The following is a 25,998-nucleotide window of genomic DNA, read 5'->3' as shown; positions in this document are numbered from 1 at the left end:
CAACTCGACCGGGCCGTCGTTCTTCTCCCGCAAGCGCCTCACCGGCATCGCCACGTCCTCGTACAACGCCACCACTGCCGGCTACGACGCCGTCGACTCCTGGGCCTTCACAAGCGAGTATCTGGACGCCACGGACCTGGCCGACCCCTCCGACAAGGTCCTGGCCCTGATGTCCCTGAAGCGGACCGGCAAGGCGGGTGACACCAGCATCGCGCTCGCCCCGATCAGCTTCACGTACGCGACGCTGCCCAACCGTGTCGACGCCACCGAGAACATCCTGCCGCTGTCCCGGCCGCGCATCTCCACCATCGTCTCGGAGACGGGTGCGGTCACGCGCGTCACCCTGTCGGGCCAGGAGTGCGTCCGCAGCGAGGTCCTGAACGCCGCCCCGGACACCAACACCCGCTCCTGCTACCCCCAGTTCTGGCACATCAACGGCGCCGAGAAAGCGTCGATCGACTGGTTCAACAAGTACCGGGTGCTGGCCGTGGCGGTCTCGGACCCGGCCGCGCACAACGAGGCGGTGGAGCACGCCTACTCCTACAGCGGCGCCGCCTGGCACCACAGTGACGACCCCTTCACCCCCGCGGCCGAGCGGACCTGGTCGGACTGGCGCGGCTACCGCCAGGTGACCGCCTGGACCGGCGCGACGAACGTCACCCGCTCCCGCACCGTCTCCCTCTACCTCCAGGGCATGGACGGCGACAAGAACCAGACCGGCGCGGCCAAGTCCGTCTCCGTCGCACCGCTGTCGTCCCCCGCACTGGGCATCGCGGCGATCACCGACAAGGACGAGTACGCCGGCCAACTGCGCCAGCAGGTCACCTACGACGGCAACACGGCGATCTCGGCGTCGGCGAACGACCCCTGGTCGAAGGAGACCGCGACCCAGAGCGCACCCGACGCGGCGGCTCACATCGCCCGCTACGTCCGCACCGAGAAGGCGTACTCCTACACCTATCTGACGGTTCCCCAGACCTGGCGGAAGCGTCAGACGACCACGACCTACGACAGCTACGGCATGCCGGTCACCGTCGAGGACTCCGGCGACGCCGCCAAGGCCAACGACGAGACCTGCTCCCGCACCTGGTACGCGCGCGGCGGTGATTTCACGAACCTGGTATCCCGGGTCCGCACGGTCGGCCGCGCCTGCGCGACGGCGGACAGCGCGCTCAGCCTTCCCGCGTCCATGAGCCCGACCGCGCCCGCTCGCGGTGACGTCCTGTCGGACGTGGCCACCGTCTACGACACGGCGAACGCGACCACCTGGTCCGCCGACCAGACCCCCACCAAGGGCCTGCCGACCTGGACCGGCCGCGCCACCGGCTACCCCGCCACGGGCGACCGCGCCCCCTCCGGCTGGCAGAAGCTCTCCGCCACCACGTACGACACCCTGGGCCGCCCCCTCACCGTCAGTGACGCGTCCACCAACCCGGCCAGCACCATCGCCTACACCCCCACCGACGCCGGACCGCTCACCAAGACGATCACCGCTGACGCGAAGCAGTACAAGACCACCAGCTTCCTCGACCCGCGCCGCGGCCTTCCCCTGCGCGTCTACGACCCCAACTCGAAGAAGACAGAGAGCGCATACGACGCCCTCGGCCGCCTCACTCAGGTATGGCTCCCCAACCGGGTCAGCGGCAGCCAGGCCGCGAGCTACAAGTTCGCGTACCAGCTCAACACGGCAGACCCGTCCTGGGTGTCCACGTCGACCCTGAAGAAGGACGGCGAGACCTACAACACCGGCTACACCCTCTACGACGCCCTCCTGCGCCCCCTCCAGACCCAGTCCCCGACCCCGCAGGGCGGCCGGCTGCTGACGGACACGCGCTACGACACCCGCGGCCTCGCCTACGAGTCGTACGCCGACCTCTTCGAATCCGCCGCCGCTCCCGACGGTGTCTACAAGCGTGCCGAGTACGGCGGTTCACCCACCCAGATCCGCACCGTGCTCGACGGCGCGGGCCGCGCCACCAGCAGCACCCTGTACGTCTTCGGCGTCAAGAAGTGGTCCACGACGACGAGTTACACCGGCGACTCGGTCGCCACGACCGGCCTCGACGGCGGCTCGGCCAAGCGCGTGATCACCGACGTACGCGGCCAGACGACGGAAACCCGCACCTACGCCGGCACCAGCCCCGCCGACACGGCCTACGGCACGGGCCCCGGAGCCTCGTACACCACGACGAAGTCGGACTACGAGCTCGACGGCAAGCAGAAGACGCTCACCGGACCCGACAACACGACCTGGTCGTACACCTACGACCTGTTCGGCCGCCAGGCCAAGAGCTCCGACCCGGACACCGGCGCGTCGACCACCGAGTTCGACGTACTCGACCGTCCGACCAAGACGACGGATTCCACCAACACGTCGATCCTCACCGGGTACGACGAACTGGGCCGCGTCACCGGCACCTGGAAGAACACCCGGACCGACGCCAACCAGCTCACCGGCTACACCTACGACACCCTCCTCAAGGGCCTGCCCACCTCTTCCACCCGCTACATCGGCGGCAAGGCGGGCTCGGCGTACACGCAGACGGTCACTGTCTACGACACCCTCGACCGCGCCACCGAAACCCAGCTCCAACTCCCGTCCACGGACCCGTTCGTGACGGCGAAGCAGCCGACCACGCTGACCTTCGGGTCGTTCTACAACGTCGACGGCACCCTCCAGCAGACCAAGGAACCGGCCCTCGGCGGACTGCCGTCCGAGATCGTCGAGTACCGCTACGACGACCTCGGCAACGTCACCTCCATGCCCGGCTACCTGCGGAACGTCTCCTACTCGGCCCTCGCACAGCCGCAGCAGCTCACCCTGGGGACCGGTTCCCCCGACCTGAAGAACACGTACGTCACCAACGTCTACGAGGAGGGCACCGGCCGCCTCACCCGCAGCCACGTCACGGACCAGACCCACCCGTACATGCTGCAAGACCTCAACTACACCTACGACCAGACCGGCAACGTCACCAAGATCAGCGACCCGACCCTCCTGGGCGGCAGCAGCAGCGCCGACACCCAGTGCTTCGTCTACGACGGCTACCAGCGCCTCACCGAAGCCTGGACCCCGACCTCGCAGAACTGCGCGGACAACCGCAGCGCCGCGAACCTGTCGGGCCCGGCCCCCTACTGGTCGAGCTACACCTACAACACCGCCGGCCAGCGCACCAGCGAGACCGCCCACAAGAGCACCGGCGACGCCAAGACGACGTACTGCTACACCAAGACCGCCCAGCCGCACACCCTGAGCGGCACGACCACGGGCACCGACTGCGCCGCGCCGCAGAAGACGTACCAGTACGACGCGACCGGCAACACGGTCAAGCGCCCCGGCGTGAAGAACCCCCAGGACCTCACCTGGACTCCCGAGGGCCAGCTCAACAAGCTCACAGAGAACGGCGTCGCGACCGACTACATCTACTCGGCCGACAACTCCCTCCTCATCCGCGCCACCCAGAACGGTGAACGCGTCCTCTACGCCGGCGCCACGGAGCTACACCTTCGCGCCGACGGCACGGTGTGGGCGCAGCGCTACTACTCCGCGGGCGGCGTCACCGCGGCGCTGCGCACCAACCAGTCGGGCACTAACAAACTCACCTACCTCACCGGCGACAACCACGGCACCTCGTCCCTGGCCCTCAACCCCGACACCGCGCAGACCTTCATCAAGCGCTACACCACCCCCTTCGGCGCCGACCGCGGCACCCCCCTCTTCGGCCCCTGGCCCGACGACAAGGGCTTCCTCGGCAAAACCCGCGACGCCACCACGGGCCTCACCCACATCGACGCCCGCCAGTACGACCCCACCACCGGCCAGTTCCTCAGCGTCGACCCCGTCCTCGACCCCGCCAACCCCCAGACCCTCAACGGCTACAGCTACGCCGCCAACAACCCCGTCACCTTCAGCGACCCCACCGGCCTCTGGCTCGACGACGGCACCGGCCACAACGAACCCCGCCCCGGCGGCGGAGGCGGCGGCCAGAGCCCGAAACCGGGCGTCCCAACCGGCGGAACCGTCGGGGGCGACGGCTGCTACTACCACTGCCCCAAATCCAACGACGGTGGAATCCTCGGGCAGAACCGCGACGACACACGCGATGCGCGACAGCAGCTCTACGCGGCCGTCTCCTACTACTCCAGCTCAGAGGCCCAGGAGGAGGCGTGGCTGGAGGCATACCGGCAAAAGATGGGCGAGGAGTACCGCAAGCATGGGAGCTACGTCGACACCAACGTGACTCTCTCCGTTGCCGCGAACATCTGCTTCTCCCACCAAGAGATCAAGTGCTCCGGCGCCATGAGGAAGTACTTCAGCGACCTCGAATTCGCCCGCTCGCAAGCCATCGGACCACTGCCGTCCGGTCCGCTCCCGAACGGCGTCAGTCTGAAAATCAACTCCAAGTCCGGCGTCGGAAAATCCCTGCGCGCCCGCCCCTGCAAGTGCTTCCTCGCCGGCACCGACGTCCTCATGGCCGACGGCAAAACCACCAAGAACATCGAGGACGTCGAACTCGGCGACAAGGTCCTGGCAACCGACCCGAAAACCGGCGAAACCGGCCCCCGCGAAGTCACCCGCCTCATCCGCACCGAAGGCGACAAGAACTTCAACGACCTGTCCATCGCCACCCCCGACGGCATCGAACACCTCACCGCCACCCACGAACACCCCTTCTGGTCCCCCTCCGAACACGACTGGGTACCGGCCGACGACCTCAAACCGGGCATGACCCTGCGCACGGACGACGGCTCCACCGTCATCGTCACGGGGAACCGGGCCTTCACCAAGCAGGCCCGGACATATAACCTCACCGTCGATAACCTGCACACGTACTATGTGCTGGCGGGCGAGACACCGGTCCTCGTTCACAACTCAAGCTGCTCCACGGCGCCTGAGAGCTACGTGAACCGTCATGGGAAGCTGACGAACGGCACGTACACCGTCAGCTACCCGGCAATGCTGAAACACCTTCCGGGTTCAGCAGGTCCGACAAAGAGTGTCTTTCTCAAAGGCGTGAATGCGGAAAAGGCCACTCTGGATGCTGCTGCCTATGCCGACACCCATGGGCTGTGGGTCGGGAACAAAGCCAAGGTGTACGTCGAGAACGGGCCTGTTGGAGTCATCGGGAGGACTGGGGAGTTGACTCACTACATAAATGTCTACCGGAACAATCGGGGTGCCATTCACGGGAGTCCCGGAGGTGCACCGTGATCGATGTCTCGGATGCGCTGGCGCGTTTGGGTGATCCGCCGGTCACCTGGCACGAAGAGGTCGCAGTTGAGATCGCCGACTATCTGGCTCGATCGGTCGGCGGGGTTATTGACTGGGACAAAGAAGCCGACGAGGAATGGCTGAGCGTCCTGGTCCGGGACGCTCGCGTGGCGATGGTGTCCACGACGCTTCGACTGATCATCGCCGAGGAACGCACTTCAGGAGATTTGCAGGTCCCCACCCACGACAGTGCGGTGATTCTTGTTCCGTCGTTCGACGCTCCAGTCATGAGCTGCGATATCGCAGTGCTCGGGCGGGCGTTCGGCGAGGAGGAGAAACTCCGAGAGCTAAAAATGGAAACCTTCTCAGCAAACGATCTGTGGTTCGCCACAGTATGAGCCCTCCCGGTTGCCACTGCTCCACGGACTCTGGCTGCGACTCAGCCAGAGTCCGTGGAGCAGACGGCTGCACAGTCCAGCCCACTGCGTGCAGGCGCTGAGTACCGGTAGTTCGCCCAGACCCGTCACCAGTGCTGGAGGGTGGTAGACCGGGGTGAGCCAGGAGCGGACCGCATGTAACGCCCTGGGTCGACAAGGCAGTTGGGGCGGGTGGGGTGTGGTCGATCCCCCTCGCTGGACGATCGTCGGGGCAGAGGGCGACCGGGGTCTGTTCCTGGTCTGCGCGTTCTCCACCCGGTGCGGGACAGGCACGCATACCAGGGGTACGGCCGTATGGGCACAGATCGATCTCTCCCGCGCCCGACCCCCACTCCGGGGGCGGAGACCTCCCCCTCGTTCTCTCCGGCCTCCAGTTTCTTCCTCATCTACGGACGACTGTTCGGGTAGTGGTACGGAGAGGTGAAAGCCCGGTGTCCTCGGGAGTTCCGCCCCCGTATGCTGGCTCCGTCAGCCCACAGCAGGCCCCGGTGGAGGTTCCGATGAGCACACCCGACTCGGACCACCCCGCCTACCCGCCGATCAGGCCCCGCCTGTCGGTCGAGGAACTGCTCGCGGTCAAGAACACTCAGCCGATCCGCTCTCTGGACGACCTCACTGCCGACACCTTCGAGTCGGATGAGGAGCTGGAGGAGTTCCTGGCCTTCATGTACTCCGAGCGTCACCGCGACGTAGCCTGAGCCGCCGCCATGCAACCCGTCATCCTCGACACCGACGTTGCCTCACTGACCCACAAGCGCAAGCTCACCGGTCCGCTGGCCACCCGCCTGATCGGCCGGAAGCCTCTGATCACCTTCGTCACCTTCGGTGAGCTGACCAAGTGGACCGAGATCCGGCGCTGGGGCACCCACAGCCGTCAGGAACTGGCCGAGGCTCTCCGACATCCCGATCCTTCCGGGCGACGAACCCTTCGCGGCGATGTGGGGCCGACTGTCGGCCCCAGGCATCCAGCGCGGACGCCCACGCCCGATCAACGACATGTGGATCGCCGCGTGCTGCCTGACCTATGACTTGCCGCTGGCCACGCTCAACCTCAAGGACTACGAGGACTTCAGGACCCACCACGGCCTGCGCATCCTCGGCGCGGAATAGCCCGCGCACTCGCCGACAAGACGTCAGCAGCATCGGACAAATATCGCAGACGCTGACAGATCACCGAGCGGGGGATTACTCCACCGCCCGCCCGGTCAGCGCGCTCAAGCTGCTCCGGACGTAGTCCATGTGCGCCCGTACGTCGTCCCAGCGTTCGCCGTGTTCGCGCAGGACGCGTTCCGTTTCGCGGGCGATGCGGTCGGCTTGGTGGTGGGCTTCGGTGAGGAGGGTGGTGGCGTGGGACTGGGCGTAGGTGTGGAGGTGGTGGGCGGTGCGTTCGGCCTCGGTGTGGGTGGCTTGGGCCTCGGAGAGGGCGGATTCTGCGCGGGCGATCAGGTGGGCGTAGTGGGTGTCCAGGGTGTGGGCGCGGTGCAGGGCCTCGCGTTCGAGTGCCTCGCGGCGCTGGTCGCGGGTGTGGTCCTGGCGGGCACGGAGGGACTCGGTGCGGCGGCGTACCTCTCGTAGTCCCTCCAGCGCCTCCGCGCGGCCCTGTTTCACCTCGCGGCGGGCCGTCACGCGGATCTCGTCCGCCTCCTCGTGCGCCCGCGCGACGCGCTGCCGGCCCCACTCCTCCGCCTCCGCGAGGGTCTGGCGTGCTGCGGCTTCCGCCTCCTCGCGTACGGCCGCGGCGTGTACGTGGGCCCGGGCCGCCTGGTCCTGCGCCTCGCGCCGGGCGCGTTCGCGGAGGGTGTGCGCCTCGGTGCGGGCCAGGTGGAAGAGGTGGTGGGCGGCCTCGCCGAGGGTCTCGTAGCTCTGGGGAGTGAGGCGGGTGACGGCCTCGCGCAGGCGGGTCGCCTCCGATTCTGACTCCTTGGCCTGGACTGTCAGGCGTGCGGCCCGTTCCCAGGCCGCGTCGCGGTCCGCGCACAGGGTCGTGACGTACGCCTCGACCTGCGCGGGGCGGTACCCGCGTCCACGGACCGTCTCGAACCCGTACGGCGACACCGGCGCGCTGCCCATCCTGGAAACTCCCCACGAGATCCGAACGATTTTGCGCATATCTTGACGGTTCGGATCAAAAGGTGCGTAACGTGACACTCCGGGAGAGGGTTACGGGTATGGGGGGACGAAAAAGTCCGCGACCGTTCACCGCCGGTCGCGGACTCCTTCGAGGACACCCTCAAGGGCTACGTCACAGCAGCCCGTCCCACATCTGCTCCAGCAGCACCGACCACCAGCTGTCCGGCGAGCCCAGCGCCGCCGGGTCCAGCGAGGCCAGCTGGGCCTGGAAGTCGACGGTCCAGCGGGCCGCCTGCTCCGGGTTCAGCCCGAACCGCAGCCGCCACATCCGCCCCAACAGGGCGAGGCAGCGCGCGAATTCGGGCAGCCCCGAGTTCACGAACTGCGGCGCGACCGGCGCCCCGCCGGGACCCGCCTCGACGGGTACGGCGACGATGTTCGCGGTGCCGTACTGCACGCAGATCGCCTTGCCGAAGTCGCTGCCCATCACGAGGTACGACCCGGCGTCCGCCGAGGGCTGCACGCCGCGCTCCTGCGCGAGCTCCGCGAGCGTCGGGACCGGGCGGCCCGGCTGGGCCTGCGCCCAGAAGAACGGGCCCATGTCCAGCGGGAGTCCGGCCGCGACCAGCGTGTGCGCGACCACCGGCGGCACCCCCTGCCTCGCCACCGCCGCCTGCTCGAACCGGAACACGCCCGGCCCGAACGCGGCGGCCAACTCCTGCCCGATCGCCTCCGGCGGTACGGCGGGCGCCTGCTGCACCGGCGGCAACGGGGCCCGGACCGGTGCGGGCCTCGCCGGGCCGTCCGCGACCTGGTGCAACTCGCCCTGGTGCGCGAGGAGTTGCTGCATGCCCTGCTGACGGCTCGCGTGGTCCGTGCCGTACGGGGCGATGCTCGTGATCCGCGCCTGCGGCCACTGCTCGCGGATCATCCGCGCACAGTACGCGCCCGGCAGCTCGCACGACTCCAACTCCGTGTGCAGCTCCAGGACTTGGCCCGGCGGCACGTTCATCCCGCGCAGTTCGTGGAAGATCTGCCACTCCGGGTGCGGGGTGCCGGGCGCCGAACGCCGGATGAGCTGCTGCTCGGAGCCGTCCTGGGCGCGGTAGCGCAGGACCGCCTGATACCCGGGACCGACGATCGGCTGCCCCGCCGGGTTGGGGTACCCGTAGGCCGCCGGGGGCATGCCCTGGGGTACTACCGGAGGGGGAGGCGGGGTGGCAGCACCACCGGGTACGCCCGGAGGGGTACCCGGGAACGCGCCGGGAGGTGCCGCGGGGGCGCCGGGGAACGGGGCCGCACCCTGGGCGCCCGGCACTCCGGGTGCGCCCGGCGGCATGCCGGGAGCGTTCGGAGGTGCGCCGGGGACACCCGGGGCACCCGGCGGGGGCGGCGGCATGCCGGGGCCACCCGGCGGAGGCGCGGCCAGCATCGTTTCGGCCTGGTGCACAGCGCCGGGGGTGCCCGGGGTACCAGGGGCGCCGGGGGGCTGCGGGGCGCCAGGAGCACCGGGGGCGCCCGGCGGAGGCGGCGGCACGGCACCGGGCGCCTGTCCGGCACCGGGCTGACCAGGGCCGGGGCGACCGGCGGCGGGCGGCTGAGCACCGGCGGGCATGCCGGGAGGCGTGCCAGGGGGTGCTACCGGAGGTGTACCCGGGGAGGACCCCGGAGCTACCGGAGCACCCGGCCCACCGGCCCCACCGGCCCCACCGGGCAGGTCACCCTCAAGCGCGGACACCAACTGCGTGGGTACGTACGCCCCAGCCGGACCGGCAGGACCACCGGCCCCGGCCCCGCCCCCCGGCACCCCGGGCGCACCCGGCGGAGGCGGCGGCGCACCCGCACCACCACGCCCCCGGCGCGGAGGCGGCGCCGCCCGGCTGGTCGCGGCATCGGCGATGTCCCCGGCGTTGGGAGCGAGCCCCCGCCCGGCGGACGCGGGCTCCTGCGAAGCCCCGCCTTGAGCACCCGGCCCACCCGCACCGACGGTCTGCGGAGCACCCGGCACGCCCTGGGCTCCGCCGGGAACACCGGAGTTGGGCACACCGGCACCCTGAACTCCACCAGGAACACCGGGGTTGGACGGGCCAGCACCCGGAACCCCGCCAGGAACACCGGGGTTGGACAGGCCGGCACCCGGAACCCCGCCAGGGGCAGTCGAGTTGGGCGCACCAGTGCCCGGGGCTCCGCCGGGGACACCCGAGCCAGGCGCACCGACCCCCTGGGCCCCGCCGGGCACCGGCGAGTTGGGAGCGCCGCCCCCGGGAACCCTGCCAGGGACACCCGAGCCAGGCGCACCGACCCCCTGATGCCCGCCCGCAGTGGGCGAGTTGGGCACACCGGGACCCGAAACCCCGCCCGGCCCACCCGCGTTGACCCCGCCCGGCCCACCGGCCGTCTGCGGATACCCGTACGCGGACCCCTCCGGCCCCCCACCCCCCGGCGCACCCAACGCAGGCGCGACCGCCGTCGGCGGCAACTGACTTCCCCCGGACATCAACGCGGTCGGCGCATCGGCGGCGACCCCGGACCCCCGCCCCCGCTCCCCGTCGCTCAACGGCGGAGCGAACACGGTCGCGGGCAGCGGAACGGACCGGTCCTCGCCCCCGTCCCCGTTGGTATCGGTCCCGGCCCAGGGAGTAGCCCCGGCAGGAACAGAAGGACCACCACCGGAAGTCGAACCACCGGACACGCCGGGAGCACCAGGCACGACGGGCGCAGCGGGCTGACCGGAGACACCGGCACCGGCACCCGGCCCCCCAACACCCGCCCCAGCACCCGGCGTTACCCCATCCCCCCGCTCCCCGATCCCCAGCTTGTCCGCCGCATCCTGCAACCACTCCGGCGGCGTCAGAAGGAACGACGTCTGGTTGAGGTCGACCCGCGCGGGAGCCGCCGGCACCGCATCCGCGACAACCCCCGCCTCACCCCCGTACCGCTCCTCGTACCGGCGGATGACCTCCCCCACCGGCAGGGACGGCCACAGCGTCGCCTCCCCGCTGTCCCGGGCGATGACGAGCCGCTGCGCACCCCCGTCCCCGCGAGGGCCTTCCGCGCGGTCCTCCGCCCAGACCACGAACCCGAGGCCGAACTCCCGTACGCGCACCTCGCGATGCTGGTACACGGGCACGTCCCCGTTGACCCACTCCTCCGCGCGCTCCTGCGCCTGCGCGAACGTCACCATGCGCTGATCACTCCCCAGCAACCGGAACGACGCGGGCGAAGCCGCCGTCCACCATCAGGTTGGCCACCGTCTCCAACTCCGGTGGATCACCGGCGAGTCGGGACAGGAACGCGTCGAAGTCGTCGCCGCAGGGCACGAGGAGGCGTTCGACGCGCTCGGCCGGCGGCCAGGTGGGATCGGCGTCGCGGACGTCGTCGTACGCGCAGAACCACACCGAACCGAGGTGCTCGCCCTTGACCTTGACGGCGATCAGGCCGCCCTGGACGAAGGCGACGCCGAGGTAGTCCTTGGTGAGGTGGTCGCGCAGGCATTTGTTGACGTACACGAGGTCGTTGACGGCGGCCTCGTCGCGGACCGTGAAGAAGGGCTGGTCGACGAGGAGCCCCAACTCGGCGTCGAGGGCGGCCCCGACGGGTGCGCAGCCGCCCGCGGCCTTGAGGAAGGAGCGGTAGGCGCCGGGCAGGCGGTAGCCGAGGTCCTCCTCGACGTTCTGCACCTGTGCCTCGGTCACCGCGACGCCCGACTTCGGCAGCCGGAAGTGCGCGGGGCGGGTCTCCTGGAGCGGCCGGGTGCCCCGTTTCGCGTGGTCGACGCGGGCCGTCGCGACACCGCCGTGGTGCCGAAGCAGCGCCTTGACGTCCACCGGTATCAGTTCGAGGCGGCGTGTCCCGGCGACGTGGTGCCAGGTCCAGCCGTGCGGGGTCGCGACCTGCGAGACCGTGTCCCACAGCTCGTGCCCGGCGGCGGCCTGCGCGGCGTTCGCCGACACGTAGTCCGTGAGGCGTAGTTCGTCGACGCCGAACCCCTCCGGGGGGTCCGCGATCTCCGCCACCGCCCGCGCGTACGGCGAGAAGTCGGGGTAGCCGCGCTCGTCGACCCGTACACCTCTGGGGTGACGGCCCGCCCGGACCGGGTCCGGAAAGTGCACGACCTGCCCGGCGTATGCCGCGTTCGGCGGCGCGGTCTGCCCGAGCCGACCTGTCGTCATGGCGGTTGCCCCCTGCGGCGCTCTGTACGGCGCCCGCCGGCGGTTCCGCTTTCCGGCCCCGTCCGACTCGCCCCGTATCCGACTGTCTCCACCGCTTCCCGGCACACGTCCGTCGCGCACCCACGGTGCCGACAGCCTATGCGGTACGGCCGGACGGGTCACCGGCCCTCCACTTCGTCCCCCCTGAGTACGGTGACCTGCCGTCACCCTCTGGTGACAGCCCGACCCGTCCCGGGCGTGTCGCCACGCCCCAGCTTCCGCACAGGCCACGCCATTTGGCACCCTGTGTCCTCCGGGGGGATGCCCGGGGAGGGAAAAACGATCATGAACGCGACGCAGACAGGACCGCACGGCACGGACCGCAACGCTGCCGCCACCGCTCACGGAACGTCACCCGGCGTCCACAGACCACCCCACGCGTCGCAGGTCCCACCGCACAGAACGGACGACGCGCTCCAGGGAGGTAGCCCTCAGGCAGGGCCTACCCCAGAGGGACACGGCCCGGGAAGCCACGCCCCCGGCGACCCCCGCAGCGGCGACCCCCGCATCGGCTGGTCCGCCGACACCCCCCACGCCCCCGCCCTGCGCCACCGCCGCGACGGCATCCTGCCCACCGTCGCCGCCGCGCTCTCCGTCCGTGGCGCCACCCTCACCGGCACCGCCGCCCGCGGCGACCAGCCGCCCCCGCTGCACCACCTCGTGCAGGACTTCCTCGACACGCTCCCCAGCGACCGCCGCGACCGCTTCACCGGCCGCTGCGCCGAGGCGCTCGTCATCTCCCGGCACATCGCCGCCGCCGACACCGCCCGCAGCCGCCGCGCGGCCCGCAAACCCATGACGAACGGCGAGGCCCGCAAGGCCCTCAAGCAGTCCAAACTCACCACCCGCCACATCCGCGAGGACGGCGACCCCCTGCACGGCACGTTCGCGCCCCCCTGCCGCGCCTGCACCGCCCTCACGGACCACTTCGGCATCCGGATCGTCGAGACGTCCGAGGAGTAGCCGCGTACGACACGGAAACCGGGGCAGCCGGGTAGGGCACGGCGCGCACGCCCCGTACGCACCACGGGCCCCACGCCCTCGCCGAGAACCAGCCGCCCGGCAGAAGCGTCACCATCACCGAAGCACCACCCGCACCACCGCCCTGACCTCGACGAACGAACGGCAGATGCACCACACCGACCGCACCTCCACCACCCGCTTCCCCGTCCCCGTGGACGCCGCGCTCCGCGCCGCGGGCTGGGTCCCCGGGCGCTGGGACATCAAGCAAGCCGAGTACTGGGCGGACGCCCTCCGCGACCACGCCTCCCCGGCCGGCCACCGCCACGCGGTCTTCCCGGCGGCGGTGGAAGCCTGGGCGGAGTTCGGCGGCCTGCACCTCGCCCCCACGGGCCCGGGCCGCCAGATCGCCCCGGCGGCCTTCCACCTGGACCCCCTGCACGGCCTCCACCAGCCCCGCACCCTCGCGGACCTGGGCCGGGCCCTCTCCACGGACCTGGCCCCCCTCGGCGCCGAACCCCGGACCAACTCCCTGCTGGCCATCGACACCGCGGGCCGCGTCTACGCCCTGGACCACACCGGCGACTGGTACCTGGCCCCGACGATCGACCAGGCCCTGGCCGCGCTCATATCGGGCACGACCCCCACCCGCCTGACGACGGCGCCCTGAACCGGGAGAAGCACACCCCCCGGGCAAGGCCCCCTCTACTCCCCCGCGGGAATCACCGCCGACACCCTGAATCCCCCCGCCTCCGTAGGCCCGGAGACGAAGACGCCCCCCAGGGCCGCCACCCGTTCCTTCATGCCGACCAGACCGTTCCCCCCGGAGGGCAGGCGGGCGGCGGAAGCACCCTCCGGCGGGGGCTCGTTCTCGACCTGCATGGCGATCTCCTCGTCGCGGTGGGCGAGGCGGACGTAGGTCTTGGCGCCGGCGGCGTGCTTGTGGACGTTGGTGAGGGCTTCCTGCACGACGCGGAACGCGGTCTGCTCGATGACGGCCACGTAGGCCCGCGCCTCCCCCTCCACCGACAGCGCGACGACCATGCCGGCCGCGGCGGACTGCCCGATCAGCTCCTCGACGTCCGCGAGGCAGGGCCCCTCCCCGTCCTCGACGGCGCGGGAGGCGGCGGCAGCGGCGGCCGCGCCGACGGCGGCCAGCGGCAGCCCCCCGCCGGGCGCACCCGGACGTTCGCCCCCGCTGCGCAGCACCCCGAGCATCTCCCGCAGCTCGGTGAGCGCCTGCCGCCCCATGTCCCCGACGAGCGCGGCGTTGCGTACGGCCTTCTCGGGGTCCTTGCGGGCGACGGCCTGGAGCGCGGCCGCGTGGACGACCATGAGGCTGACCCGGTGCGCGACGACGTCGTGCATCTCGCGGGCGATCCTGGTCCGCTCCTCCCCCCGGGCCCACTCGGCCCGTTCCTCGGCCCGTTCGGCGAGGAGCTGGAGTTCGCGCTCCAGGCTGTCGGCGCGCTCCCGCAGGCTCTCCATCAGCCGGCGCCGCGCCCCGACGTACAGCCCGAGGAGTACGGGCGGCGCGGTCATCCCGAGCGCCGTGGCGATCGACGCGAAGGCGACGAACCCGTCCCCGCCGGTCAGGTTCCCCTGGGGCAGCCCCTTCAGCCGTACGAACGTCACGACGAGCATCCCCACCAGCGACATCCCCGCGAGCGACCCGACGACCCGCCGGGGCAGGTCGGTCGCGGCGAGGGTGTACAGCCCGACGAGCGCGAGGAGGTACCCCATCTGGGCCGGCGTGATGGCGATCGCCACCAGCACGACGGCGATGGGCCACTTCCGCCGTACGACGAGCACACTCCCGGCCGCCGCCCCGAACAGCACCCCCGCCCACACCGGAATCCCCGCGGCGCCCGCGAACGGCCACCCCTCCACCGCGCACTCGACGACGGACGCGACCGCGAGCCCCACATCCAGCGCGGCACTGCGCCACCGCCCCCACCACCACGGCCCCGCCCGGTCCGCGGCCGCCTCTTCCCCCGTCCTGGTCATGCGTCCACCCTACGGGCGCCCCCGCCCCGTTTCCCGGAAACTTTCCCCGGCAGATCCGCCCCCGCCGACCATCCGCCGACCCGTTTGTACCGTCGCACGGAGGCCATCCGGTACGGCATAGTAGGAAGCGCCACTCGACGGACCCGGGCCGTTTGTCCGGTTCAGTCGTGATCATTCCCCTGTGGTGTAATTGGCAGCACCGTGGCTTTTGGTGCCATTTGTCCGGGTTCGAGTCCTGGCGGGGGAGCGCGAGTCGGAGACGGGCCCTGACTGATACACCGGTCAGGGCCCGCTCTCATGTCCTCCGGGAAACCCCCCGGTATCCTTCGGGTGTCCCCACCCACACAAAGCCGAAGGGCAACTCCGTGAGCGCCATCCGCCCGGCAGCCGTCGTCGTTCTCGCAGCGGGTGAGGGCACCCGTATGAAGTCGGCCACACCGAAGGTCCTGCACGAGCTGTGCGGCCGGACGCTGGTGGGCCATGTGCTCGCCGCGGCAAGGGAGTTGGACCCGGAGAACCTCGTCGCCGTCGTGGGGCACGCCCGCGAGCAGGTCACGGCGCACCTCGCGGAGACCGACGGCGACGTCCGGACCGCCGTACAGGAGCAGCAGAACGGCACCGGTCACGCCGTACGGATGGCGCTGGAGGAGCTGGGCGGGGAGATCGACGGGACCGTCGTCGTCGTATGCGGTGACACCCCCCTGCTGACGGGCGCCACGCTCACGGCGCTCGCCGCCGCGCACCGCACCGACGGGAACGCGGTGACGGTGCTCACGGCGGAGGTGCCGGACGCGACGGGGTACGGGCGGATCGTGCGGGACGCGGGCGGCGCGGTGACGGCGATCGTCGAGCACAAGGACGCGAACAGCGGGCAGCGCGCGATCCGGGAGATCAACTCGGGGGTGTTCGCGTTCGACGGGCACCTCCTCGCGGACGCCCTGAAGAAGGTCCGCACGGACAACAGCCAGGGCGAGGAGTACCTGACGGACGTCCTCGGCATCCTGCGCGAGGCCGGTCACCGCGTCGGCGCCTCGGTCGCGGGCGACCACCGCGAGATCGCCGGCATCAACAACCGCGTGCAGCTCGCCGAGGCCCGCCGCATCCTGAACGACCGCCTCCTGACGCAGGCCATGCTGGACGGCGTGACGGTCATCGACCCGGCGACGACGTGGGTCGACGTGACGGTGACGTTCGGCCAGGACGCCGTCGTCCACCCCGGCACCCAGCTCCAGGGGACCACGCACATCGGCGCGGGCGCGGAGGTCGGCCCGAACACCCGGCTCACGGACACCCGCGTCGGCGCGGGGGCCCGCGTCGACAACACCGTCGCGCTCTCCTCGACGATCGGGGAGAACGCGAGCGTCGGCCCGTACGCGTACCTGCGCCCCGGCACCCGGCTGGGCGCGAAGGGCAAGATCGGTACGTACGTCGAGACGAAGAACGCGTCGATCGGCGAGGGGACGAAGGTCCCGCACCTGTCGTACGTCGGCGACGCGACGATCGGTGATTTCAGCAACATCGGCGCCGCGAGCGTGTTCGTGAACTACGACGGCGAGAGCAAGCACCACACGACCGTCGGCTCGCACTGCAAGACGGGTTCGGACAACATGTTTGTGGCACCCGTCACGGTCGGGGACGGCGCGTACACCGCCGCCGGGTCCGTGATCACGAAGGACGTACCGCCCGGTTCGCTGGCCGTGGCCCGTGGCCAGCAGCGGAATATCGAGGGCTGGGTGGCCCGTAAGCGTCCGGGAAGCGCCGCGGCGAAGGCGGCGGAGGCGGCTTCCCGGCGAGGCGAAGGCGAAAGCTGACCGAAAACGGCTGCGCCGAACAGGGCGTACCGTGATAAGTGCATACCCGCACCCACCAGCTGAGACGGCTCCCTCACGCCCAGTTGTGAGGTCAACCGGCGTCGCGCGGCTGAGACACCTCTGAGGAGACAGTGCTGTGACCGGGAACAAGACGACCGGCGAGAAGAAGATGATGTTCTTCTCCGGCCGCGCCCACCCCGAGCTTGCCGAGGAGGTCGCCCACCAGCTGGGGGTCGGGGTCGTTCCGACCAAAGCCTTCGACTTCGCGAACGGCGAGATCTACGTCCGCTACGAGGAGTCGGCGCGCGGTGCGGACTGCTTCGTGATCCAGAGCCACACGGCTCCGATCAACCAGTGGATCATGGAACAGCTGATCATGATCGACGCGCTGAAGCGGGCCTCGGCCCGGTCGATCACGGTCATCGTGCCGTTCTACGGCTATGCCCGCCAGGACAAGAAGCACCGCGGCCGCGAGCCCATCTCAGCCCGCCTCATCGCGGACCTGATGAAGACGGCCGGCGCGGACCGGATCCTCACGGTCGACCTGCACACCGACCAGATCCAGGGCTTCTTCGACGGCCCGGTCGACCACCTCTTCGCGCTGCCGCTGCTCGCGGACTACGTGGGCGCGAAGGTCGACAAGGGCAAGCTGACGGTCGTCTCCCCGGACGCGGGGCGCGTGCGCGTCGCCGACCGCTGGTGCGACCGCCTCGGCGCCCCCCTCGCCATCGTCCACAAGCGCCGGGACAAGGACGTCGCGAACCAGGTCACCGTCCACGAGGTCGTGGGTGAGGTCAAGGGCCGCGTCTGCGTCCTCGTCGACGACATGATCGACACCGGTGGCACGATCTGCGCCGCCGCGGACGCCCTGTTCGCGCACGGCGCGGAGGACGTCATCGTGACGGCCACGCACGGCGTGCTCTCCGGCCCGGCCGCCGACCGGCTCAAGAACTCCCGGGTGAGCGAGTTCGTGTTCACGAACACGCTGCCCACGCCGGGCGAGCTGTCCGCCAGCCTCGACAAGCTGACGGTGCTCTCCATCGCGCCGACCATCGCGAGCGCGGTGCGCGAGGTGTTCGAGGACGGTTCGGTGACGAGCCTCTTCGACGAGCAGTGAGGTTTCTGCAACCGGTTGTGAGCGGTTGCTGATCGTTTTGGGGATGGCCTTCCTCGCCGAGTAGACTGCCCGAGTTGCTCGGCGAGGGAGGCCGTCCCGCTTCGGTGGGATCGGCGGTCCGTTATCGACGCGCTCTTCGTAGCAGGCCGTTGTTCGGCCGGGTGACCACGTCCGTTACCCAGATCTACGAGGAGTTGATCCCCATGTCCGAGGTCAAGCTCGCCGCCGAGACCCGCAGCGACTTCGGTAAGGGTGCCGCCCGCAGCATCCGCCGCGAGAACAAGGTTCCCGTCGTCCTCTACGGCCACGGCACCGAGCCCCAGCACCTCACCCTCCCGGGCCACGAGCTGCTCCTCGCCCTGCGTACGCCGAACGTCCTGATCTCCCTGGACATCGACGGCAAGGGCAACGAGCTCGCCATCCCGAAGGCCGTCCAGCGCGACGCGATCAAGGGCTTCCTCGTCCACGTCGACCTGCTGCTCGTCAAGCGCGGCGAGAAGGTCAACGTCGAGGTCCCCGTGCACACCGAGGGTGAGCTCGCCGCCGGCGGCAACCTGCTGGAGCACGTCCTGAACGCGCTGCCCGTCGAGGCCGAGGCGACCCACATCCCCTCCGAGGTCACCGTCTCCATCGAGGGCCTTGAGGCCGGCGCCGCCGTCCTCGCCAAGGACATCAAGCTCCCCTCCGGCACGACCCTGGCCGTCGACGGCGAGACCGTCGTCCTCCAGGTCCTCGCCGCGCAGGCGGAGGAGTCCACGGAGGACGCGGGCGACGAGGCCGCCGAAGCCTGAGTCGTCACCGTCTAAGCTCCAAGCCGCCGTCCCTCCCCAGGGGCGGCGGCTTCGGCATGCATCTAGGAGACTTCCCCCATGACCACCCCCGCCTCCACCGACCCCTGGCTGATCGTCGGCCTCGGCAACCCCGGTCCCGAGTACGAGATGAACCGCCACAACATCGGTTTCATGGTGGCCGACCTGCTGGCCCAGCGGATGGGGGGCCGCTTCAAGCGGGCCGGGAAGGCGCAGGCGCAGGTCCTTGAGGGCCGCCTCGGAGCGCCGGGCCCCGCGAGCCGCCGGGTGATCCTGGTCAAGCCGATGTCCTTCATGAACCTCTCCGGCGGGCCGGTCAACGCCCTGCGCGACTTCTACAAGGTCCCCCTCGCGAACATCGTCGCCGTCCACGACGAGCTGGACATCGACTACGGCACGCTGCGGCTGAAGATCGGCGGCGGCGACAACGGCCACAACGGCCTCAAGTCGATGACGAAGTCGATGGGCGCGGACTATCACCGGGTCCGCTGCGGGATCGGGCGCCCGCCGGGGCGGATGCAGGTCGCCGACTTCGTCCTCAAGGACTTCTCGTCCACGGAGCGCAAGGAGCTGGACTGGTTCGTGGACCGGGCGGCGGACGCGGTGGAGGCGTTGGTGGCGGAGGGTCTTGAGCGGGCGCAGCAGTCGTACAACTCCTGAGGGAGGGTACGTCTGACCAGCCAACATTGACGGACCGCGCGGGCATGGCCAATGATCCCCGCCATGCCAGCCTCCCGTCGTCGCCGGGCGGCCAAGTCCCGTCGTTCGTCGTCCACCGCTCTGCGGGTCGGACGGCTCGCCTCGATGGGGCTGGTCACCCTCCTGATCCTCATCGCGGGCGTGTGGGCGTCCTGGGGGACCGCGCAGCACGTGATGCTGCCGGGCGGCCGGGAGAAGGGGACCGTCGCGGTGACGCGGTGCGGGGAGGAGTCCTGCACGGGGCCCTTCACGCCGGGTTCGGCGGGGGCGGCGGCCCGCAGGAGCATGGTCATCGCCGAGCCGATCGCCGTCGAGGTCGGGCAGACGTACGACGTGGTCGTGAAGCCGGACTCGAACGAGGCGGTCCGCTCGGGGCCCGCCGGGATCCTGTACGCGTGGGTGCCGTTCGGGGGCGCCCTGCTGCTCGCGTCGATCACCGTCGCCGGGGGGCTGCGCAAGGCGCGGCTGGCGTGGGTGATGGCGGGGTCGGGGGTGGCGTTGGTGACGGCGGCGTTCCTCGCGGTGTGAGGCGTGTACGAGGGTGAGGCGCCCCGAGTCGCGCAGCCGCCCCCTCCGTTCACCGCCTTTCCCCGCCAGGCACGCCGAAGGGCGCCCCGGTTGCCCGAGACGCCCCCGACTCCCCCTGTGTCAGCCGGTGTTGCGCAGCCCCGCCGCGACACCGTTGACCGTGAGCAGCAGCGCCCTCGACAGCACCGGGTCGGACTTCTCCCCCGCCGCGGCGGCGTCTCGCTGGCGCTTCAGCAGCGTCACCTGGAGGTAGGAGATCGGGTCGAGGTAGGCGTCGCGGATGGCGAACGTCTGCTTCAACACGGGCTGGGCGTCGAGGAGTTCGGTCTCGCCCGTGACCTTCAGGACCTCGGCGACGGTGAGTTCGTGCTCGGCGCGGATCCGGTCGAAGACGTGCTTCAGCTCGTCCGGCACGAGGGTGTCGACGTAGTGCGAGGCGATCCGCAGGTCCGTCTTCGCGAGGGTCATCTCGACGTTGGAGATGAAGTTGCGGAAGAAGTGCCACTGCCCGTGCATCTCGTCGAGGACGCCCTCTCCTCCCAATGTCGCAGTGAGCCCCGCCTCGCGCAGCGCCTTCAGGCCGGAGCCGACGCCGTACCAGCCGGGGACGATCTGCCGGGACTGGGTCCAGCCGAAGACCCAGGGGATGGCGCGCAGTCCGTCGAGCGAGACGCCCGAGCCGGGGCGGCGGGAGGGCCGCGAGCCCAGGTGCAGGTCGGCGAGCTGGTCGACCGGTGTGGAGGCGAGGAAGTACGTCGGCAGGTCGGGGTCCTCGACGAGCTCGCGGTAGGAGGCGTGCGCGGCGTCGGAGACGACGTCCATGGCCGCGTCCCACCGCGCGAGCGCCTCGTCGGACTGCCGGGGCGCGGTGTGCAGGGCGGACGCCTGGAGCGTCGCGGCGACGGTCAGCTCCAGGTTCTCGCGGGCCAGCGAGGGGATGAGGTACTTGTCGGAGATGACCTCACCCTGCTCGGTGACCTTGATCTCGCCCTCCAGGGTCCCCCAGGGCTGGGCGAGGATCGCGTCGTGCGAGGGGCCGCCGCCCCGGCCGACGGTGCCGCCGCGACCGTGGAAGAGCCTCAGGCGTACCCCGTACCTGTGGGCTACGTCGCGCAGCCTGCGCTGGGCGCGGTGGATCTCCCACTGGGAGGTCGTGATACCCCCGAACTTCGACGAGTCGGAGTACCCGAGCATGACCTCCTGGACATCACCCCGGAGAGCTACGAGCCGCCGGTACGACGGGTCGGACAGCATCTCTTCGAGGATGGTGTCGGCGGCCTTCAGCTCGTCGGTGGTCTCCAGGAGCGGCACGATGCCGATGCGAGCCCACCCGGCGTGCAGGTCGATGAGTCCGGCCTCGCGCGCCAGGACGGCCGCCGCGAAGACGTCGTCGGCGCCCTGGCACATCGAGATGATGTACGACTCGATGACCTCGGGCCCGAAGACCTCCAGCGCCCGCTTGACGGTGAGGAAGACGCCGAGGGTCTTCTCCCCGGCCGCGTCGACGGGGGCCGGGGTCCCGGCCAGCGGGCGGCGTGAGCGCAGCTCCTTCGCGAGGAGCTTCGTGCGGTACTCGCGCGGCATGTCCGTGTAGCGCCAGGACTCCTCGCCGAGCCGGTCGAAGAGCTGGCCGAGGGCGTGGTGGTGGGCGTCGGCGTGCTCGCGGACGTCCATGGTGGCGAGCTGGAGGCCGAACGCGGCCAGCGTGCGGATCGTCCGGTTCATGCGGCCGTCGGCGAAGAGCCCGCCCCGGTGCCGGCGCAGGGACTCCTGGATCAGCGTGAGGTCGGTGATCAGCTCGCTGGTGCCGAGGTAGTCGCGGCCCTCGGCGTGCGGGATGCCCTCGGCGAGGCGCCGCTTGGTGTTCTCCAGCTTCTGCCGGATGCAGGTGGCCTTGAGCCGGTAGGGCTCCTCGGCGTTGAGGCGCTTGTAGCGGGGGCTGATCTCGGGGAGGCGTTCGAGGTCGAGCGCCAGGGAGTCCAGTAGCTCCTGGGTAGCACCGGTGTAGCGGATGGAGTTGGAGAGGAACCCGCGCAGTTCGTCGATGGTCTCCAGCGCGTCGTTGATGCCGTGCTCGTGCTGGAGGATGAGGACGTCCCAGGTCACCTGGGGGGTGACGTTCGGGTTGCCGTCGCGGTCGCCGCCGATCCACGTACCGAAGGTGAGGGGCCGGGTGTCGTCCGGAAGTACTACGCCCACCCGCTCCAGCTCGGCGGTCAGGTCCTCCAGGACGTCGCCGACCGCGTTCGCGTGCAGCTCGTCCAGGTAGTAGATCGCGTTGCGGGCTTCATCGGCCGGCTCGGGGCGTACCACCCGCAGTTCATCGGTCTGCCACACGAGGTCGATGTTCTCGGCGAGACGGGTGTCGTAGCGGCGCCGGTCGGACTCGATGACCGGGGTCTCCAGGAGGGCCGCGATGCGCCGGAGCTTGTTCAGGACCGAGCGGCGGGCCGCCTCGGTGGGGTGGGCGGTGAAGACGGGGCGGACGTTCAGGTTCCGGACGCTCTCGCGGACGTGGTCCGGGTCGGCGTCCTTGAGGCGGTCCGCCGTCCGCGCGAGCAGTCCGCCCTCGGCGGCGCGGCGGGCGCGCAGCTCACGGCCGCGGTGGACCTGCTCGGTGACGTTCGCCAGGTGGAAGTACGTGGAGAAGGCGCGCACCAGCTTGGCGGCGGTCTCCAGTTCGATGCCGCGCAGCAGTTCGGCTGCGGCCTCGCCGTCCTCGCGGGTGAGGCGGCGGACCTTCTCGACGAGGTCGAGGAGTTCGGGACCTTCCTGCCGTACGAGGGTCTCGCCCAGGAGGTCGCCCAGCCTGCGGATGTCGGCGCGCAGCTCGGCGGAGGTGGTCTCCTGGGCAACAGTCTGGTCGTCGGCACTGCTCACAGGTGCGGCTCCTTGCAGTGGTGAAGCTCTTCTGGCATCTGGAGGAAACCCGGAGGTCAGGCGGGTACGCGGCTGACTTTCGCATACAGGCCGGACATCAGGGAAGAAAACAGAGCGGACCGCGCTGTCCGACCGAGTCCAAGGATAGGTGTCCAGCGGCACGCGCAGGCTGTCGGGCTCTTGCCGGACCGGACGGCGCTGCCATACTTACGACGCCGTAGGTTACGGAACCGTAGGAAGCCCGTCCTCGGCCAGGGCCGACAAGCCCTGGGTACCCGATCCACACCCTCGACCCCACAGGGGACGCCCCATGGCCACAAGCTCCGACGTGATCGACGACGCCCCGGAGGCGACGCCCGGCGCACCACTGCCGTCCCAGGCGCAGTCGGCGACGCTGGGCGGGGAGCAGAAGCGCTCGATCGAGCAGATCACCCTCCTCCTCTTCATCACCGTCCCGTTCCTGGCGATCCTCGCGGCCGTGCCGCTGGCGTGGGGCTGGGGGGTGAGCTGGCTGGACCTCGGCCTGATGGTCTTCATGTACTTCCTCGGCTGCCACGGCATCACGATCGGCTTCCACCGGTACTTCACGCACGGCTCGTTCAAGGCGAAGCGCCCGCTGCGGATCGCGCTCGCGATCGCCGGGTCGATGGCGGTCGAAGGTCCGCTGGTGCGCTGGGTCGCCGACCACCGCAAGCACCACAAGTTCTCCGACGCCGAGGGCGACCCCCACTCGCCGTGGCGCTTCGGGGAGACGATCCCGGCGCTGCTCAAGGGCCTGTGGTGGGCCCACATCGCCTGGATGTTCGACGAGGAGCAGACGCCGCAGGACAAGTACGCGCCCGACCTGATCAAGGACCCGGCGATCCGGACGATCTCCCGTACGTTCATCGTGTGGGCGTTCGTCTCCCTCGCGATCCCGCCGCTGGTCGGCGGCCTGGTGACGATGTCCTGGTGGGGTGCGTTCACCGCGTTCTTCTGGGGCTCCCTGATCCGCGTCGGTCTCCTGCACCACGTGACCTGGTCCATCAACTCCATCTGCCACGCCGTCGGCAAGCGCCCCTTCAAGTCCCGTGACCGCTCCGGGAACGTGTGGTGGCTGGCCGTCCTGTCCTGCGGCGAGTCCTGGCACAACCTGCACCACGCCGACCCGACGTCCGCGCGGCACGGCGTCGAGCGCGGCCAGATCGACTCCTCGGCGCGGCTGATCCGCTGGTTCGAGGCGTTCGGGTGGGCGTACGACGTGCGCTGGCCGTCACGCTCGCGTATCGATTCGCGCCGCAACACCGACGCGGACCCGTCCCGGCGCCGGAAGGCGAGCGCCGAAGCGGCATGATGGACGCCGTGGCCATCGATCCCAGCAGCACCGAGACCAACGAGAAGCCCCGGCGCCCGCGCCGTACCCGGATGACCGGGGCGCAGCGCCGTCAGCAGCTTCTGGAGATCGGCCGCACCCTCTTCGCGGCGAAGGGCTTCGAAGCCACGTCGGTGGAGGAGATCGCGGCGAAGGCCGGGGTCTCCAAGCCGGTCGTGTACGAGCACTTCGGCGGCAAGGAGGGGCTGTACGCGGTCGTCGTGGACCGTGAGATGCGTCGGCTGCTGGACATGGTCACGAGCTCCCTCACCGCCGGGCACCCCCGCGAGCTGTGCGAGCAGGCCGCCTTCGCCCTCCTCGACTACATCGAGGAGTACACGGACGGCTTCCGCATCCTCGTCCGCGACTCCCCCATCCCGCAGTCCACCGGCTCCTTCGCCTCGCTGATCTCCGACATCGCGACGCAGGTCGAGGACATCCTCGGCCGCGAGTTCAAGAGCCGCGGCTTCGACCCCAAGCTCGCCCCCCTGTACGCCCAGGCCCTGGTCGGCATGGTCGCCCTGACCGGCCAGTGGTGGCTGGACGTCCGCCGCCCCAAGAAGGCCGAGGTCGCCGCCCACCTGGTGAACATCGCCTGGCACGGCCTGGACGGCATGGAGGCGAAGCCGCACCTGATAGGGCGGCGGAAGTCCTAGCCCTTGTTGCCGAACTGGATGGCGTCCCGCAGTTGCCGGGTGAGGTGTGCGGCGCGGTTCAGGTCGGCGTCCGCGACCGTGACCAGGGCGCGGACGCCGCGGTCCGCCCAGGCGCACATGCTGACGGTCGGGTCCTCGGCGGGCAGGTCGGGGAGGCGTAGTTCCTGGCATCTGAAGAGGACGGGTGTCTTCTGGTCGGGGCCGCCGTTCGCCAGGATCAGGCGTGGTTTCTGGAGCACCTCGACCCCCGGGGCGCCGGCGGCGGTCTCCAGCATGTGGTTCCGGGCTCTGCGCGGGTCCTTGATCCGCCCCTTCGCCCCGTCCACGGTCAGCCAGCCCTCCTTCGGGGCGCCCGCCATCTCGGACGAGTAGAAGACGTGCACCTCGGTCGCGGTCTCGTTGCCCGGGTCCGGGGCGGTGGCGATCGTCGGGGCGTACGCGGGCCGGTCGTCCTCCACCACGAGGCCGGTGTCCCAGATCGTGTCGCCCTCCTGGCCGGTGTCCAGCACGGCGGGTCCCGACGGGTACGTCACGTAGGTCTTGCTCCCGGTCAGCGGGCCCTGCGTGATGCTCCACGCGCCCAGGCCCGCGCAGACGGCCCCGACGACGACCGACGCCCACCCCGTACGCCGCGCGCGCCCGCGCACCAGCAGGAACACCGCGAGGACGGCGAACCCGCCGGCCACACCGAGCAGCGTGAAGCCGACGCCCTCCCGCCGCTCCCGGCTGGCCCCGGTCTCGCCCTCCTCCCGGGGTGCCGGGGCCGTGACGTAGAAGGACGCGTAGTTGTCCTGGGGAGTCCCGGTGTTCGGGCCCAGCGGAGGGAAGAAGTCCACGGTGCCCGGGCCGTCGACGAGGGCCTTGTCCACGCGGATCGTCAGAGGGGCCACCGTGTCGCATCGGACGATCACCTGAGCGTATTCGGAACGCGCGGTGCGGCAGCTCCTGTGCCCGTCGAGCCCGACCGGCGACGTACCCAGGGGCAGCTCGTACGCGAGCTTCAGACCGCCCCCCACGGGCGCCCCCTCCGCCACCCTCTTCCCCGACCCGTTCTCGTAGACCCTGGGCCGCACGGTGACCGTCTCCCCCACATCACCGGCGAGATGGTCCTCCTCCAGCGAGACCCCGTAGTCGGCCTCCCCCTCCCGCGCCTGAGAGGCCCCCGCCGCTCCCAGAAGGGTCAGCACGGCGGCCACGACGACCCCGACGGACGTACCCACTGATCCACGTCGCATGCCCGTCAGACCCCC

The 25,998-nt window shown here is 70.7% G+C and carries 19 protein-coding genes and 1 tRNA gene; 14 read left to right on the top strand and 6 right to left on the bottom strand.

Annotated elements, in window-relative coordinates; all coding sequences use genetic code 11:
* The 4 genes from ACLZOT_RS39265 to ACLZOT_RS39250 form a co-directional block, all read left to right on the top strand.
* The coding region (locus ACLZOT_RS39265) for a polymorphic toxin-type HINT domain-containing protein (protein ID WP_416973955.1) at positions 1-5,212 on the top strand (5,212 nt) is incomplete at its 5' end.
* Positions 5,209-5,610, top strand: coding sequence for a hypothetical protein (locus ACLZOT_RS39260; protein ID WP_416973954.1), 402 nt, complete (start codon positions 5,209-5,211; stop codon positions 5,608-5,610). The genes ACLZOT_RS39265 and ACLZOT_RS39260, both read left to right, overlap by 4 nt.
* Positions 5,611-6,149: 539 nt before the next feature.
* Positions 6,150-6,347, top strand: coding sequence for a hypothetical protein (locus tag ACLZOT_RS39255; protein ID WP_416973953.1), 198 nt, complete (start codon positions 6,150-6,152; stop codon positions 6,345-6,347).
* A gap of 238 nt (positions 6,348-6,585) precedes the next feature.
* Positions 6,586-6,759, top strand: a complete 174-nt coding sequence (locus tag ACLZOT_RS39250) for a hypothetical protein (RefSeq protein ID WP_416973952.1) — start codon at positions 6,586-6,588, stop codon at positions 6,757-6,759.
* A gap of 75 nt (positions 6,760-6,834) precedes the next feature.
* Here the strand turns inward: ACLZOT_RS39250 and ACLZOT_RS39245 are convergent, their stop codons facing one another.
* The 3 genes from ACLZOT_RS39245 to ACLZOT_RS39235 form a co-directional block, all read right to left on the bottom strand.
* Positions 6,835-7,719: a cellulose-binding protein gene (locus tag ACLZOT_RS39245; protein WP_416973951.1), complete on the bottom strand. Its 885-nt coding sequence runs from the start codon at positions 7,717-7,719 to the stop codon at positions 6,835-6,837.
* 172 nt (positions 7,720-7,891) lie between these two features.
* Positions 7,892-10,903, bottom strand: a complete 3,012-nt coding sequence (locus ACLZOT_RS39240) for an SUKH-4 family immunity protein (protein WP_416973950.1) — start codon at positions 10,901-10,903, stop codon at positions 7,892-7,894.
* A 7-nt stretch (positions 10,904-10,910) separates the two neighbouring features.
* Positions 10,911-11,891, bottom strand: a complete 981-nt coding sequence (locus tag ACLZOT_RS39235) for an SMI1/KNR4 family protein (RefSeq protein ID WP_416973949.1) — start codon at positions 11,889-11,891, stop codon at positions 10,911-10,913.
* Positions 11,892-12,437: 546 nt separating this feature from the next.
* On the opposite strand from ACLZOT_RS39235, the gene ACLZOT_RS39230 reads away from it, so the two are divergent.
* Together ACLZOT_RS39230 and ACLZOT_RS39225 are read left to right on the top strand one after the other, a co-directional pair.
* On the top strand, positions 12,438-12,893 hold the full coding sequence (locus ACLZOT_RS39230; protein WP_416973961.1) for a YwqJ-related putative deaminase: 456 nt from the start codon (positions 12,438-12,440) through the stop codon (positions 12,891-12,893).
* Positions 12,894-13,059: 166 nt separating this feature from the next.
* Positions 13,060-13,560: an SUKH-3 domain-containing protein gene (locus ACLZOT_RS39225; RefSeq protein ID WP_416973948.1), complete on the top strand. Its 501-nt coding sequence runs from the start codon at positions 13,060-13,062 to the stop codon at positions 13,558-13,560.
* Between the two features lie 35 nt (positions 13,561-13,595).
* On the opposite strand, the gene ACLZOT_RS39220 is transcribed toward ACLZOT_RS39225, so the two are convergent.
* Entirely contained in the window at positions 13,596-14,897 is a 1,302-nt protein-coding gene (locus ACLZOT_RS39220; RefSeq protein ID WP_416973947.1) for a sensor histidine kinase, read from the bottom strand.
* A 175-nt stretch (positions 14,898-15,072) separates the two neighbouring features.
* Between ACLZOT_RS39220 and ACLZOT_RS39215 the strand changes: the two genes are divergently transcribed.
* The 6 genes from ACLZOT_RS39215 (at position 15,073) to ACLZOT_RS39190 (ending at position 19,861) form a co-directional block, all read left to right on the top strand.
* Positions 15,073-15,144, top strand: a tRNA-Gln gene (locus tag ACLZOT_RS39215).
* A 118-nt stretch (positions 15,145-15,262) separates the two neighbouring features.
* Positions 15,263-16,708, top strand: a complete 1,446-nt coding sequence (glmU, locus tag ACLZOT_RS39210) for a bifunctional UDP-N-acetylglucosamine diphosphorylase/glucosamine-1-phosphate N-acetyltransferase GlmU (RefSeq protein WP_416973946.1) — start codon at positions 15,263-15,265, stop codon at positions 16,706-16,708.
* A 136-nt stretch (positions 16,709-16,844) separates the two neighbouring features.
* On the top strand, positions 16,845-17,825 hold the full coding sequence (locus tag ACLZOT_RS39205) for a ribose-phosphate diphosphokinase (RefSeq protein WP_416973945.1): 981 nt from the start codon (positions 16,845-16,847) through the stop codon (positions 17,823-17,825).
* Between the two features lie 203 nt (positions 17,826-18,028).
* On the top strand, positions 18,029-18,616 hold the full coding sequence (locus ACLZOT_RS39200) for a 50S ribosomal protein L25/general stress protein Ctc (protein WP_416973960.1): 588 nt from the start codon (positions 18,029-18,031) through the stop codon (positions 18,614-18,616).
* A gap of 78 nt (positions 18,617-18,694) precedes the next feature.
* Complete coding sequence (gene pth / locus ACLZOT_RS39195) at positions 18,695-19,294, top strand: aminoacyl-tRNA hydrolase (protein WP_416973944.1); 600 nt, start codon at positions 18,695-18,697, stop codon at positions 19,292-19,294.
* 51 nt (positions 19,295-19,345) lie between these two features.
* Positions 19,346-19,861 (top strand): hypothetical protein, encoded by a 516-nt coding sequence (locus tag ACLZOT_RS39190; RefSeq protein ID WP_416973943.1) that lies wholly within the window; start codon positions 19,346-19,348, stop codon positions 19,859-19,861.
* 120 nt (positions 19,862-19,981) lie between these two features.
* On the opposite strand, the gene ppc is transcribed toward ACLZOT_RS39190, so the two are convergent.
* Positions 19,982-22,741 carry a phosphoenolpyruvate carboxylase gene (gene ppc, locus ACLZOT_RS39185; RefSeq protein WP_416973942.1) on the bottom strand — a complete coding sequence of 920 codons (2,760 nt, stop codon included), beginning with the start codon at positions 22,739-22,741 and terminating at the stop codon, positions 19,982-19,984.
* Between the two features lie 310 nt (positions 22,742-23,051).
* Between ppc and ACLZOT_RS39180 the strand changes: the two genes are divergently transcribed.
* Positions 23,052-24,074: an acyl-CoA desaturase gene (locus ACLZOT_RS39180; protein WP_416973941.1), complete on the top strand. Its 1,023-nt coding sequence runs from the start codon at positions 23,052-23,054 to the stop codon at positions 24,072-24,074.
* On the top strand, positions 24,071-24,748 hold the full coding sequence (locus tag ACLZOT_RS39175; RefSeq protein WP_416973940.1) for a TetR family transcriptional regulator: 678 nt from the start codon (positions 24,071-24,073) through the stop codon (positions 24,746-24,748). Before ACLZOT_RS39180 ends, ACLZOT_RS39175 begins: the two co-directional genes overlap by 4 nt.
* Here the strand turns inward: ACLZOT_RS39175 and ACLZOT_RS39170 are convergent.
* Entirely contained in the window at positions 24,745-25,983 is a 1,239-nt protein-coding gene (locus ACLZOT_RS39170; protein WP_416973939.1) for a hypothetical protein, read from the bottom strand. The genes ACLZOT_RS39175 and ACLZOT_RS39170 overlap by 4 nt on opposite strands.
* Between the last annotated feature and the right edge of the window lie 15 nt (positions 25,984-25,998).

The organism is Streptomyces sp. 4F14 (assembly GCF_048159485.1).
Classification (GTDB): Bacteria; Actinomycetota; Actinomycetes; order Streptomycetales; family Streptomycetaceae; genus Streptomyces.
Note: the sequence above shows the minus strand (reverse complement) of the source record. Positions and strands in the feature narration are given on the sequence as shown.